Annotated in this window: 11 protein-coding genes, 1 rRNA gene and 1 pseudogene; 8 read left to right on the top strand and 5 right to left on the bottom strand. The window is 30.6% G+C overall.

Annotation, left to right across the window (positions count from 1 at the left end):
* Positions 1-226: 226 nt before the first annotated feature.
* From rrf to BM289_RS19905, 4 genes are all read left to right on the top strand, one after another.
* Positions 227-336, top strand: a 5S ribosomal RNA gene (rrf, locus tag BM289_RS19920).
* A gap of 384 nt (positions 337-720) precedes the next feature.
* A complete protein-coding gene (locus tag BM289_RS19915; protein ID WP_091496771.1) occupies positions 721-1284 on the top strand; it encodes a Crp/Fnr family transcriptional regulator in 564 nt (187 codons plus the stop codon).
* An 80-nt stretch (positions 1285-1364) separates the two neighbouring features.
* On the top strand, positions 1365-2126 hold the full coding sequence (gene lpxA / locus BM289_RS19910; protein WP_244165421.1) for an acyl-ACP--UDP-N-acetylglucosamine O-acyltransferase: 762 nt from the start codon (positions 1365-1367) through the stop codon (positions 2124-2126).
* A 74-nt stretch (positions 2127-2200) separates the two neighbouring features.
* On the top strand, positions 2201-2794 hold the full coding sequence (locus tag BM289_RS19905; RefSeq protein WP_091496769.1) for a YdeI/OmpD-associated family protein: 594 nt from the start codon (positions 2201-2203) through the stop codon (positions 2792-2794).
* Between the two features lie 58 nt (positions 2795-2852).
* Here the strand turns inward: BM289_RS19905 and BM289_RS19900 are convergent, their stop codons facing one another.
* Entirely contained in the window at positions 2853-3743 is an 891-nt protein-coding gene (locus tag BM289_RS19900) for a DMT family transporter (RefSeq protein ID WP_091496767.1), read from the bottom strand.
* A 360-nt stretch (positions 3744-4103) separates the two neighbouring features.
* Between BM289_RS19900 and BM289_RS19895 the strand changes: the two genes are divergently transcribed.
* On the top strand, positions 4104-5216 hold the full coding sequence (locus BM289_RS19895) for an acyltransferase family protein (protein WP_091496765.1): 1113 nt from the start codon (positions 4104-4106) through the stop codon (positions 5214-5216).
* A 32-nt stretch (positions 5217-5248) separates the two neighbouring features.
* Here BM289_RS19895 and BM289_RS19890 read toward each other — a convergent pair whose 3' ends face one another.
* Positions 5249-6376, bottom strand: coding sequence for a DUF4932 domain-containing protein (locus BM289_RS19890; protein WP_091496763.1), 1128 nt, complete (start codon positions 6374-6376; stop codon positions 5249-5251).
* Positions 6377-6707: 331 nt separating this feature from the next.
* Between BM289_RS19890 and BM289_RS19885 the strand changes: the two genes are divergently transcribed.
* On the top strand, positions 6708-7763 hold the full coding sequence (locus BM289_RS19885) for a hypothetical protein (protein WP_091496761.1): 1056 nt from the start codon (positions 6708-6710) through the stop codon (positions 7761-7763).
* A gap of 68 nt (positions 7764-7831) precedes the next feature.
* Here BM289_RS19885 and BM289_RS19880 read toward each other — a convergent pair whose 3' ends face one another.
* On the bottom strand, positions 7832-8926 hold the full coding sequence (locus BM289_RS19880; protein ID WP_091496759.1) for a serine hydrolase domain-containing protein: 1095 nt from the start codon (positions 8924-8926) through the stop codon (positions 7832-7834).
* Between the two features lie 131 nt (positions 8927-9057).
* Between BM289_RS19880 and BM289_RS19875 the strand changes: the two genes are divergently transcribed.
* Positions 9058-9417: a MerR family transcriptional regulator gene (locus tag BM289_RS19875; RefSeq protein ID WP_091496758.1), complete on the top strand. Its 360-nt coding sequence runs from the start codon at positions 9058-9060 to the stop codon at positions 9415-9417.
* A gap of 218 nt (positions 9418-9635) precedes the next feature.
* Entirely contained in the window at positions 9636-10343 is a 708-nt protein-coding gene (locus BM289_RS19870) for a DUF6090 family protein (RefSeq protein ID WP_091496756.1), read from the top strand.
* Positions 10344-10391: 48 nt separating this feature from the next.
* Here BM289_RS19870 and BM289_RS19865 read toward each other — a convergent pair.
* A pseudogene (locus BM289_RS19865) lies at positions 10392-10806 on the bottom strand (helix-turn-helix domain-containing protein).
* Between the two features lie 305 nt (positions 10807-11111).
* A complete protein-coding gene (locus tag BM289_RS19860) occupies positions 11112-12293 on the bottom strand; it encodes a PIN domain-containing protein (protein WP_091496754.1) in 1182 nt (393 codons plus the stop codon).
* Positions 12294-12485: the final 192 nt, after the last annotated feature.

Raw genomic sequence — 12485 nt, 5'->3', positions numbered from 1 at the left:
TAATGTCACAGTCGAGTAGTACTAATAATCCGTAAGCTTATGTACGAACTTTTCCCTCTCCGGTTCCAGACCGGAGAGGGGGGAAACTTTCTAAATAAAACTATTGCATTTCTTTATCCCAGTATGTTAAGATATTGTCCGCACGCGGAAAGTTAAAGGTTGTTTGTTATGAGTTGTGAGTTGAAAAACTACAAACTGTAAACTGCAAACCATTAACTGAAAACCTTAAGGTGGTTATTGCGGCGGGGCTCACCTCTTCCCATCCCGAACAGAGAAGTTAAGCCCGCCTGCGCAGATGGTACTGCAGTTTTGTGGGAGAGTATGTCGTCGCCTTTCTTTTGAGAATCCTTCCCGATTTATCGGGAGGGATTTTTTGTTTTATACCATTTTTGTTTTTATAAGCAAACCCGGAACCTTCTTCCAGAGCCTATGCGTTAGGGATGGGAGCGGCATCCTTTTACTTTTTTCTTTAAAAAGCAAAAGATACAGCGGACAGCCCGGCCCGGAGGGAAACGCCATGATTCTTTTAGAGATAATTTAAGCTTAATATTTTGTTTTTATTTCTCTTTACGTGTATTTCCTTTGCAGGATAATAATTTTTCTTTAAAAGTTTTTAAAATGCTTAATATTTAAAGTTTGTTTCTCCTCGTTTGTTGTGTTTTTTAATTTGCTTTGTAATTAAAATTTTAAATTTGATTCTCAGTAAAAACAATTCAAAGGATGGATGAATTAATTGGGATTATAAATAGTTTTCAGGAATTAGATTTAGAAACAGAACTTGCCGTGAGAAAGTATTTTGTTCTTGAAAATTTTAAAAGAGATGAATTCGTAGTTAAGGAAGGTAAAATATGTAATAAAGTATATTTGATTCAATCTGGTGCTGTGCGTAGGTTTTGTTTTGAAGATGGAATAGAAGTTACCAAATGGATTTATACCGATAATCAGTTTGTGACGTCTATGAGTAGTTTTTTTGAGCAGAAACCTTCATTTGAAAGTTTTCAGACTTGTGAAGATTCTGTACTCTATTCATTGACTTATTCAGATGAGCAAATCTTATTGCAATATCCACTCTTTTTAAAGTTTCATATGAATCAGTTACGGCTTTATCTTTCTAAAATTAATGAATTTCATCATTTGTTTCGGATAATGACCGCCCAACAGAAGTATGAATTTCTTTTAAACTCTTTTCCTCAGATTATAATTAAATCAAAATTAAAATATATTGCTTCGCTTATCGGTGTTAGTCGAGAAACGTTGAGCAGAATTCGGGCTTCAATTTCTTGATATTACATCAAAAAATATTCTTTTTCTTTTTTTGATTTTTGTGGACCATTTTAAAAAGTTCAAAAAATTGAAAAATACTTTTGTTCATAAGAACGCTTCTTTGGGGGACTAATATCACTCTTGGAAATTTTACCACTATTGAAGATGATGTTATAATTGGTGACAATACCTGTATTGGAAATAATGTTACCATCTTAAGCGGTACAAGAATTGGAGCAAATTGCCAGATTCATTCGAATGTAATCTTAGGTGGAATTCCTCAGGATTTGAAATACAGGAATGAATATACCTTGTTAGAAATTGGGGATGATAATATGATTCGGGAATTTGTCACGATTAATAAAGGAACAGCTTCAAAGATGAAAACTGTTATTGGGAATTCCAATTTGATTATGTCTAATGCTCATATTGGGCACGACTGTACAATTGGTAATAATTGTGTTATTGGTTTTAGTGTTGGAATGGCTGGCGAGGTACAAGTTGGAGATTGGTCCAATATTAGTGGATTAACTGCCGTGCATCAATTTTCTATTATTGGGGAACATACTATGATTAGCGGTTTAAGCCGTGTTGTAAAAGATGTTCCTCCTTACATTATCGTTGCACACGATCCTTTGCAGTATTTAGGATTGAATTTGGTTGGATTAAAGAGAAGAGGATTTGATTCCAAAAAACTGGAAGAACTTAAAGCGATTTATAGAATTTTGTTTCAGGAAAAAAGAAACACAAAATTTGCTTTACAGTTAATAGAAAATGAATTTGAGCAGACTATAGAACGGGATAAAGTTTTAGATTTTATACGCCATTCAAAGCGCGGTATTGTAAAAGGTTATCGAGAATGATTTTAATTCTAATGAATCTGCTGTGTAATTTTCAATTTTATTAATTTTAGCTGAATTATTTAATTGACCATTTTATGACAAAGTATAGTGCAAATCCTAAAGTTGATTTTTATTTCGAAAAAGCAGAAAAATGGCAGGAGGAATTAGAGCTGTTGCGAAGCATTGCTTTAGATTGTCATCTTAATGAAGAATTAAAATGGGGAAGTCCATGCTATACTTTTGATAAAGCTAATATTGTTTTGATTCACGCTTTTAAAGAGTATTGCGCTTTTTTGTTTTTTAAAGGCGCATTGATGAAAGATCCAGATAATATTTTAATTCAGCAGACGGAAAATGTCCAGGCAGCGCGTCAGGTTCGTTTTATTAATGTTGAAGATATTATTAGTAAAAAAGATTCTTTAAAAAGATATATTTATGAAGCAGCTGAAATCGAGAAAGCGGGTTTAAAAGTGGAATTGAAAAAAGTTTCTGAATTTGAAATAGCAGACGAGTTTCGGGTTAAATTAAATGAAAATCCCGATTTGAAAACAGCTTTTTATGATTTAACTCCCGGAAGACAGAGAGCTTATCTGCTTCATTTTTCTCAGCCAAAACAATCTAAGACAAGAGAAGCAAGAGTAGAAAAGAATATTCCGAAAATTTTAATTGGTAAAGGTTTAAACGATTAAGTTAAATTAAAGCATAAAAAACTCCTTTGATAAGAAGGAGTTTTTCTGTTTTTGCAGTCTAAGAAATTGACTCTTCGACTACGTTTCTTTTTTTGATTGAAATTAATGATTGTGATAGAATTGAAGTCATGATTAAACTTATCCCGATATAGAATGAAAAATTAATCGATTTTCCTTCTTCAAAAAATAGAAAGGCTAATATGATTGCATAAATAGGTTCTAAGTTAAATGTTAAGTTTACTGTAAATGCTGGAATTTTTTTGAGTGATTCTGCAAACATTACATATAAAGCCACGGTACAACATGAAGCTAGAACAAATAAATAAAAGGTTTCTTTTAAACTTGGAATAAAAGATTCTTCTGGGAAATAATAAAAATAAACCGGCAAAGCCAATCCTAAAACAATGGTTCCGCCTAACATCTGATAAAAGTTAATCAGTTTGCTGTCGTAGAACTGAACTAATCTTTCATTGTAAATCGTGTATAAAGCAGCAAATGCTGAAGAAAGTACTCCGAGCAGGATTCCGAGTTGATAGGATGAATCAAAATGGAAAATCAGGCTAATTCCTAAAAGTGTAAATAAACTGAGTAATCCCTGAACTAAATTAAATTTCTTTTTATTAATAATAGGTTCAAAAACCGCTGTAAAGAAACTTGTCAAACAATAACAAACTACGCCAATCGAAATGTTGGAATATTTAATGCTGGCATAGAAAAAAATCCAGTGAATGGTAATGAGTATTCCTGCTTTAGAGATTTTTGCTATTTCTGCGAAAGACTGAAGTTCTTTAAGTTTGTATGATTTTAGAATAAAAAATAAAATTATTGAAGCAAATAACACTCGGTACCAAACCAATGTTAGTTCATTAAGAGCAATAAGTTTTCCGAAAACGCCGGTAAAGCCAGCTAGTAACACTGCGGTGTGCAGTATCAAATATGATTTTTTCATAAGAAGTTGTCTATCCCTTTTGAGGATTTATTTTTGAATATTAATAATCTTTTATTTGAGTTAAAGACACAGAATAATTGACCGAGATATTCAGTCTAGTGTCAATACTTAAGAAGTATTATTAATTTCAAGGAGGAGGAAGACAACCTTTAAAGCTCATATTTGTTTTTGTATTTGAGCAAACTTAGGAAAAAGAGGCTGAATGAAAAAGTTCAAAAAGTTATATAAATGTGAAAACTCTAACTTCTAAGCGCAATTCGAAATTTAAAATGCTCTAAATCTCATTTTGATTTAAATATTTTATTTGTAAACTTGCGACCGCTTCAAATGATTAACTAAAACTAAACCACATTCAATTTAATGGAAACGAATAAAATATCTTCGTCAGTGCTGCAGACCAAACAACATTTTGAAATTTTAGATGGGCTTCGAGGGGTTGCTGCTTTTGCTGTTGTTGTTTTTCATTTTATGGAATGGATTTTTACGGATCCAAGTAAGAATTTTATTGGTCATGGTTTTTTAGCGGTTGATTTTTTCTTTTGCCTTTCTGGTTTTGTAATTGGATATGCTTATGACGACCGAATTGCTAAAATGGGAATCTGGAATTTTTTTGTAGCAAGAATTATTCGACTGCATCCTTTAGTTGTTGTAGGATCTATTTTAGGATTATTGGCTTTTTTATTTGATCCGTTTGGAGGACATCTTGAATTGTATAGTGCAGGTAAGATTGTTTTGACTTTTATCTGTTCGCTATTTTTAATACCATTTCCTGTAATTGAAGATCGAGGTTTTAATTTGTTTAGTTTTAATGCGCCGGCATGGTCACTGTTTTGGGAATATATTGCCAATATTGTTTATGCAGTTGTACTTTATAGAATTAGAAAAAAATTTCTGTTTGTGCTGACTATTATAGTAGCTTTTGCAATTTGTTTTGTGGCATACAATTCCGGTAATTTATTAGGAGGCTGGAGCGGACCAACTTTTTGGGACGGCTGTGCGAGAATATCCTATTCTTTTTTAGCAGGGTTATTGATCTATCGTTTTAATTTAGTTATAAAAAGTAAATTAGGTTTTATCAGTTTAAGCGGACTATTGTTATTGGCTTTTGTAATGCCGTTTTCAGAATGGAATTGGTTGACAGAACCTTTAGTGGTTTTGTTTTATTTTCCGCTATTGATTTCATTAGGTGCAGGAGCAATCTTAAAACCTGGATTGGGAAAAATCTGCGTATTTTCAGGAAATATTTCTTATCCATTATATATGACACATTATGCTGTTTTATGGATGTTTGGGAATTATTATACCAATTATAAACCAGACACAGCTCGGTTAGCTCTTATTGTACCAATTGCGGTTGTTGTGCTGGTTGGATTCGCTTATTTGGTAATGAAAGTCTATGATATTCCGTTAAGGAATTATTTAAATAGTAAACTAAAGGAAAAGCTTTCTAAACAAAAAACTCCATTGCCATAATGGAGTTTTTTGTTAATAGGATTTTAATATGATTATTGTAAACTACACCATTTGATTAATTCCGGATATAGTTCGTCGATTTTCTTTTTTTTGTTTTTACTTCTAAGATTTTTTAGCTTTTCGTTGAATTCTTTCATTTTAATAAAACCTCTGTCAATCATGACAGAATTTACTTCGTTATTAATTTCAAGAAGAAGTTGTGTGTCACCTTTATAAGTTTCTTCAGCATATAAGATGAATACGCCATAAGTCATATACTCATTAAAAACTTTAAAACCATCAGGATAATATTCCGTTCCATAAGCTTTCGTGTTGACCCATTTTTCTCTGTCTTTTAGTGCTGTATTGAGTTCTTCTTTATGTTGTACGCTTGGTTTTTCAACATAATTGTGATCAATTTCGGTAAACATGCTTCTGGTATTAAAAGCCTCACTGTTTTTTTCTGATCGACCTTCTACTTTTTGTACTGTTGGTAATACCATTTCGATAAGGTGAAAATTATTGTTTTCATAACCTCCAGTATAATTGAGACCGTTAATTAATGCCGAAGTATAAATAATATAACTGTTTATTTTGGTGTCGAAATTCTTTTCCAGCCAATTCCATTGTTTTTGAAGATTGGAGTACTTTTCATAATCAGAAATGATTTTGTCATAAAAAGGTTTTTCAGATTTGTAAAAGTCGCTGAAATGAGATTTTTTGGCGAAATCTTCAATCTCACTTTTATAAGTTGTAATCGGGTTTACTTCAATTTTGACATTCGCCACTTTGTTGGCAGGTAAAACGTAGGCCTCATTTGGTACCAAAACACCATTTTTTAAAAAGTAAGTTTGAGCATTTCCGGTAAAGAAAATATACTCAAGTGGATTTTTAGACAAAAGAGAATTCATTGTTTGGATGACTGCTTCTTCTTTATAAGGTTTGAAATGTTTGAGAACACGTTGGTAATAATCTCCTTTTTGTTCAAACATATCGTCGTTTTCTAAACCAAAATCGGTAATGGCAAGCATGATAGTCAGAAGTTCTTTTACTTCGTTAATTTCAATAGTGGATTTTCCCTGATTTTCTTTTTTGAATTTTTCTGTAAAATTTACTTTTTCCTGTGCGAATGTTGTAAATGATAAAATGAAAAGAAGGGCTGATAAGATTTTGGTTTTCATAAAATTAATTTGCTTTTGGGTTCAGTTATTTTATGCTTTTAGTATTTTAAAAAAAGATTGTGGTAATTTTTAAGATTGTATAAAATGAATGTTTACGACTGTAAATGTCTTATAAAATAATTGCAATTCAGTATATTTTTTGCTGTTTTTGAAGTTTGGTTTGTAAGTTATTGATTTCAAATAATTTCTATTAAATTGTGTAAAAAGATCAACTTCACGATTAAAAATATAAGAAACAATTCATCCATCGAAAACGACAATTCGGCCAATAAAAGTTGAGTATTATATGGAATAAAAATACTTTTACATCAAAATCAAAACAACCATAACTATGAAGAAATTTTTAAAAATTCTTAAAATTACATGTATTACCCTTTTGAGTATTATTTTAATTTTTATTGCGTATTTGTATAGCAGCAGTAAGTTATTTTTGGAATCTACAAAAGAAGAAAACATCAGTTATTTGTCTAAAAATAGTGTTCAGGTGTCCTATTCAATAGAAGAAAAATTATTTGATGCAGATTTTTACAAATCACAAGTGTTTTTATTGGGAGAAATTCATGGTTATGCCGACAATCAGACAATAGATCAGGAAATGCTTTTTTTCTTAAATAAAAAATTGGGAATCAAATATTATATTGCTGAAATGGATAGCTTGACGGCTAAAAAGTTAAACGGCTTTTTAGCTGAAAAACAAAAAAACGAAACGATTTTAAAAGAAGTTGTAGAATCTATTAAAAGAAGAATTCCGCAACAGGCGAGTCAGGAATTGTTTAATAAATGGAATGCGGTTTACGATTACAATCAAAAATTAGCCGATTCTTCAAGGATTAAGGTAATCGGAATTGATAAAAATTTTGATGATGAATCTAAGGGTTCAAGAGATGAGGCGATGGTAAGTAATTTTAAAAATGTAATTCAGAAAAGACATCTTGAAAATGAAAAATTCTACGGTCTTTTTGGATATTTTCATACACTTCAAAAGAAAACAGAATCGGGTAGAGCTACATTTGCTGCAGGATTAAAAGATTCTGGTGTTAAAGTAACTAGTTTTGTGAGTTATACAATTGATAGTGAAATGTATCTTCCTGAAAATCCTCAGTTTCCAACTCCAGAAGATGAAAAAGTAGATTGGTTAAATGCTGATGGTCCATTAATGTTAGTAAAAGGAATCAACGATTTAAAAGAAACGAGTAAACCTAATGCGATTACTCTTTTTAAACTGAACTCAAAAAACTCTCCTTATCTTAATTCGCAAAATTTAATTACTGTAAAATCAAGAGCATTTGGAGAAAATATAGTTCCACTAAAAGATTCTTTTGTAACCGATTATTTTCAGTATGTGTTTTTGTTGAGAAATTCTAAAGCTTTGACGAAGTTGAAATAAAGAGTTCTGCCTAATGTGAAAAAAGCTCCATTATTTTTCTAATGGAGCTTTTTGTTGCTAAATAATACTTACTTATTAAGTATAGTTTCTATAGAATTACTAAATCCCTCCAAATTATTCTGTTTGTTATTCGTCATGAGAATAATCGTAAAACTTGGATTGCTTACTAATAAAGCCTGATAGTTAAAAGCTGCGCCATCGTGTGTATGACTGGTTACTTTTCCGTTTTCGATAGTACCACCACCAAGACCCGTTTGATTGTCTTTTGAAAAAGGTTCAAAAAGTTCACGTGTCGATTGTTTGCTAATAATCTTAAATGAATTAATGGCTTCAGACCATTTGTAAAAATCCTCTAAATTTAAAGCTGTCCAGCCCGATATATTGTATTTCAGGACATCTGGTTTTCCCTCTTTGTTAAATGACTTTGCAAAAAGGGGTTCTTTGTCATCAGGATCTACAATGGCATTTTTAATTCCGATTGGTTTTAAGATTTTCTGTATTACGAATGAATTGAAACTCATATTTGTAATTTTTTCAATAATACGTCTTTGCAAAAACACATTATTGTTGTTGTAATCGTATTGAGTTCCCGGTTCAAAATCAAGAGTTGATGTTTTTAACAGAAAAGCCATATTATCTGAATCTTGATTGACTTCATTCCATTTTATTTGAGGAAGTCCGCTGGTGTATTGAAGCAAATGAATAATCTTGATTTTATTTGCCCAAGACGGAAGTTCGGGAAGAAATTTAGAAACCGAATCGTCCAGTTTTAATTTCCCCTGTTCTTTTAACATCATGATTCCAACAGCATTAAATTCTTTCGCAATTGAACCAATATGAAAACGATACTCTTTATTTAATGGAATGCTGTTGCTTGCATCGGCCTGACCAAAAGCTTTTTCATAAATTATCTTTCCTTTTTTGGCGACTAACACATTTCCGTTAAAAGTTTTGGATTGAAGTGCTTTCTGGAATAAAGCATCGAGTTCCCTTTCTGTTTGATTTGTTTGAGCGTAAAAGTAATTGCACATTGTTAATGCAATAGTAAAAACTACAATTTTGATTTTTTTGATGATGATGTTCATTTTGGGAATTTTGATAAAAATAGCAAAAATGCCATTATAAATAATTGGGTTTTCGTATGAATATTTTGGTAATTCCATTTTTATTTACAGTTATTAAACTTATTTCTTATTTTTTAAAAACTTCAAAAGCAAAATAATTGTATATTTGAAATTAAAAAGTATAGACTACGCTCTATGCTTTATTGTTTTTGTGCTAAAAAAATAAAGTTATGCTTATAAACGAATTATCAAAAAAAACAGGATTGTCAATTCATACTATCAGATATTATGAAAACTTAGGAATGATTAAGGGATTGACAGATGAAAAGGTGAAATCTAATAATTACAAGCATTACAATAGTAATACGATTGAGCGTTTAGAAATTATTATAGAAGCCAGAGAAGTGGGCTTTAGTTTAGCAGAAATAAAAAAAATATTGACCAGCTGGTTTGAAACCACCGATTCTAAAGCAGAAACTCTGGAACTTTTTCAGGCTAAAATAAAAGAGATTGATGATAAAATGAAGTATTTTAAGCAAACCAAGAGACTTCTTGAAAAAGTATGTGAGAAAATACAAAATAATGATTGATTGTTAAAGCCTAAAATGTTTAAAACTCCCTAAGGAATTAAGGAGTTTTTTTGTGTTTTTTACTGAGTTCTTTAGAAAATAATAAGGAGATTTTACAAATAGTCTTATATTCGCTTTTGAATAAAAATTGTATTCTGAAGAAAAAAAATTGAACACATTGAAATCTATAAGGTACTATATAAACAACAAATAATAATCAGGGACTACAAGAATAAATTATGCAAGAAGAAATAACCAAACATTCAAACAAAATTTACAAAACGGTGAAAAATTCAGAACACACATTTGGAGAGAAAGTAAAAGAAATCATAATAGAAATATTCATAATCGTTTTTGCAGTGACACTTTCAATATGGCTTCACGGTTGGAGCGAGCATAGACATCAACAAAAAGAAGTAGCTGTATTTCTTGGTAATTTAAAGAATGATTTAAAGAATGATGTAGAAAGTATCGACAGAGAAGTAAAAGCCTATCAAAAGACTAACGTAGACTATGAGAAAATTTTGGCATTAACACCTTCTCAACTGGATAGTATTTATAAGTCTAAAAGCAAAGTTAATTTCCCAATTTATTCACATGGGCAAACATTGACTATAGGTAATTATGAAGGTTTTAAGTCAAGTGGAAAACTTGGTTATATTGAAGATGAAAAATTGAAACAGAAAATCTTAAGCTATTACCAAATATATGTACCGGCTGCTAACGAAGTGGATAAAATGTACACGGAGTTTTTGTTTAAGTGTTTTGATAAAGAAATAGAAAATGCAGATAAGCCGGAAAAAGAATTATATTCAGATCCAAAATATAAAAAGACACTTGCATATCTTGTTAAACTAGGTAAGAATAACATAAGAGTTTATAAAGAAAATACAAAACCGCTCGCAATAGAACTTATTAAAGAAATTGAAAAAGAGCTGAATAAATAAAAAAGAAAACTCCATTAGAAATAATGGAGTTTTTTATGTTTAAAAAGCTTATTTATCTTTTACTGTTTTTTCAAGATATTCAACTTTGTCCCTTTCTGCTTGGATTAAGCGTTCGTAAAGTTTTTCCTTTTCTCCATAAAGTTCTACAATTTTATCAAGTGGATTAAAAGTAGGTTGAAAATTAACGGCATTTAATGTTGAACTCGTGACTATTAAATGTATTATTAATGATGCTTAGTATGTTTTCGTCGCTGTAATTTTTGATGCCTTCAGCTGTAACACCAAGTGCTTTTGCGACTGCAGTAAGTTTTTCTTCATCAATAGTTTCGCTATTTTCCATAGCAGAAATAGCTTGTTGATTTGTTCCCAAAGCTTGCGCCAAAGCTTCCTGTTTCATATCTCGAAGTTCACGAATACGGCTGATGTTTCTTCCGATATGTTTTGGTCTTGATAGTGTGCTCATAATTCAAAGATAATAATTAAGTGAATAAACCAGAACTGTAAAAAACAGATTTTAAATGTAGGTTACAGATTTTCTTCGGGAGCGGTAAACAAAAATACGATTTTTTATGGTGAGGATTTAGAAATTGTAGATTTTGTGTATGTAAATGTAAAATTTGCATAGGTGTTTAAGAAAAAAGATATTTTAATACTTTTTAGATTAGTTTAAAAAGCTATAAAAATAAAAACATATATTTTTTTTAGTTTTTGAATCCGTAATTATAAACTATTTTTATAATTTAAATCTTTAATTATTATAATGTTGGTTTATTCGGAATTATTATCATCTTCTTTTTCATTCTTAAAAAGATCAATTTGTTGATGATTCTTTTCTCTCCATTTTCTAACAATGTTAAGGGGTGTTTGTGGAATATAAAGGTCTGATAATTTTAAGATTAAATGCTTAATGCTGCCATTTTCAAATTCAATTTCTACCCATTCTTTTCCTGCAGCTGAATGATATAATCTATTTACGATACCGGGTCCAAATCTTCGGTGATTTATTACCATACCTTTTGCTAGATCGCTATGCGAATGATTTCTAGAGTAAGGATGTGTTTCTGTATTTCTAGCAATTGTTTGTTTTACGTCATTAATTGTTTCAGTTTTTGCTTTACGCAATTCTAGAAATTTTGGGAAGTTGATTATGTGAATAGTTTTTCCGTCAGTAAATCGGCGGAATTCGTCAAATAATTCAAATCTAGGATATAGTCCAATCTTATCTTGTTTGTAAAACCAGTCGTTTTTTTGATCATTTGATACAAAAACAATATCAGTTTTTTTGCTTTTAGCAATTTCCAAAACTGTAGTCCAGATAATTAAATCACCAATTCCATCATCAATTTTAGCACTATCTTTAAAACCAGGAGCGATTTTATAATCAATTCTAAATTGTAAATCTTTTATTATTTCACTTTCAGTTTTTTGTACTTCGATGATTGTGTCTGCTGTGAAAATTTCTTTGTATATTTTACTAACAGCATCATCCCAGTTCCATGTTTTTATATCGGTTTCGATATTGTCTAGCAAGTTTCTAGATTCTTTTATGAGACTAGATATTTGAGAAAACTTGTCTTTGACAGATTTGTAATTAGAATTACCTTCAAGAAGTGGGTAGTCATCTAATTTATAAGGCCCAGAATTTAAATTTTCTTTCGTTTGCCTTACTTTTAAAAATAGATCTCCAATTCTTTTCGCTCGATTATTTGCAAATTCTCTAGCAACTCGTGCTGGGATAAAAAGTTTATTCTTGTCTTTTAATTTTTTTAAAATTTCTTTTATTTCTGAAGTGCTCTTTTCCGATGCGTCAAATGGGACAAATAGTACATTTGTGTCCAAAATAAAAATACAGTTTTTATCTATCTTTTCTAAGGCTTCATATTGAAATGAAAATATTTTATCTGCTTCAGGAAATACTTTGTCAAGGTAAAAATGGTTTTTATCACTCATGTCTTAATATTGTTTTTCATGCTTAAATAGATTCCTTTGCGAATCTAAAAAAATAGATCAGTTGCAAATCAGGTATAAATACGGGATTGCTTAATTTAAGACATAAAAAAAAACTCCTTAATTTCTTAAGGAGTTTCTTGGTGGGAGATGAGGGGTTAGAACCCCGACCACTTCCGATGAAAATCGGAATGC

The sequence above is a fragment of the Flavobacterium phragmitis genome, assembly GCF_900112575.1.
Classification (GTDB): Bacteria; Bacteroidota; Bacteroidia; order Flavobacteriales; family Flavobacteriaceae; genus Flavobacterium; species Flavobacterium phragmitis.
Note: the sequence above shows the minus strand (reverse complement) of the source record. Positions and strands in the feature narration are given on the sequence as shown.

What these genes read in the sequence shown, in the direction of transcription:
- BM289_RS19915 (WP_091496771.1), top strand. Translation starts at nt 721, where the DNA reads ATGGATGAATTAATTGGGATTATAAATAGTTTTCAGGAATTAGATTTA.
- BM289_RS19905 (WP_091496769.1), top strand. Translation starts at nt 2,201, where the DNA reads ATGACAAAGTATAGTGCAAATCCTAAAGTTGATTTTTATTTCGAAAAA.
- BM289_RS19900 (WP_091496767.1), bottom strand. Translation starts at nt 3,743, where the DNA reads ATGAAAAAATCATATTTGATACTGCACACCGCAGTGTTACTAGCTGGC.
- BM289_RS19895 (WP_091496765.1), top strand. Translation starts at nt 4,104, where the DNA reads ATGGAAACGAATAAAATATCTTCGTCAGTGCTGCAGACCAAACAACAT.
- BM289_RS19890 (WP_091496763.1), bottom strand. Translation starts at nt 6,376, where the DNA reads ATGAAAACCAAAATCTTATCAGCCCTTCTTTTCATTTTATCATTTACA.
- BM289_RS19885 (WP_091496761.1), top strand. Translation starts at nt 6,708, where the DNA reads ATGAAGAAATTTTTAAAAATTCTTAAAATTACATGTATTACCCTTTTG.
- BM289_RS19880 (WP_091496759.1), bottom strand. Translation starts at nt 8,926, where the DNA reads ATGGAATTACCAAAATATTCATACGAAAACCCAATTATTTATAATGGC.
- BM289_RS19875 (WP_091496758.1), top strand. Translation starts at nt 9,058, where the DNA reads ATGCTTATAAACGAATTATCAAAAAAAACAGGATTGTCAATTCATACT.
- BM289_RS19870 (WP_091496756.1), top strand. Translation starts at nt 9,636, where the DNA reads ATGCAAGAAGAAATAACCAAACATTCAAACAAAATTTACAAAACGGTG.
- BM289_RS19860 (WP_091496754.1), bottom strand. Translation starts at nt 12,293, where the DNA reads ATGAGTGATAAAAACCATTTTTACCTTGACAAAGTATTTCCTGAAGCA.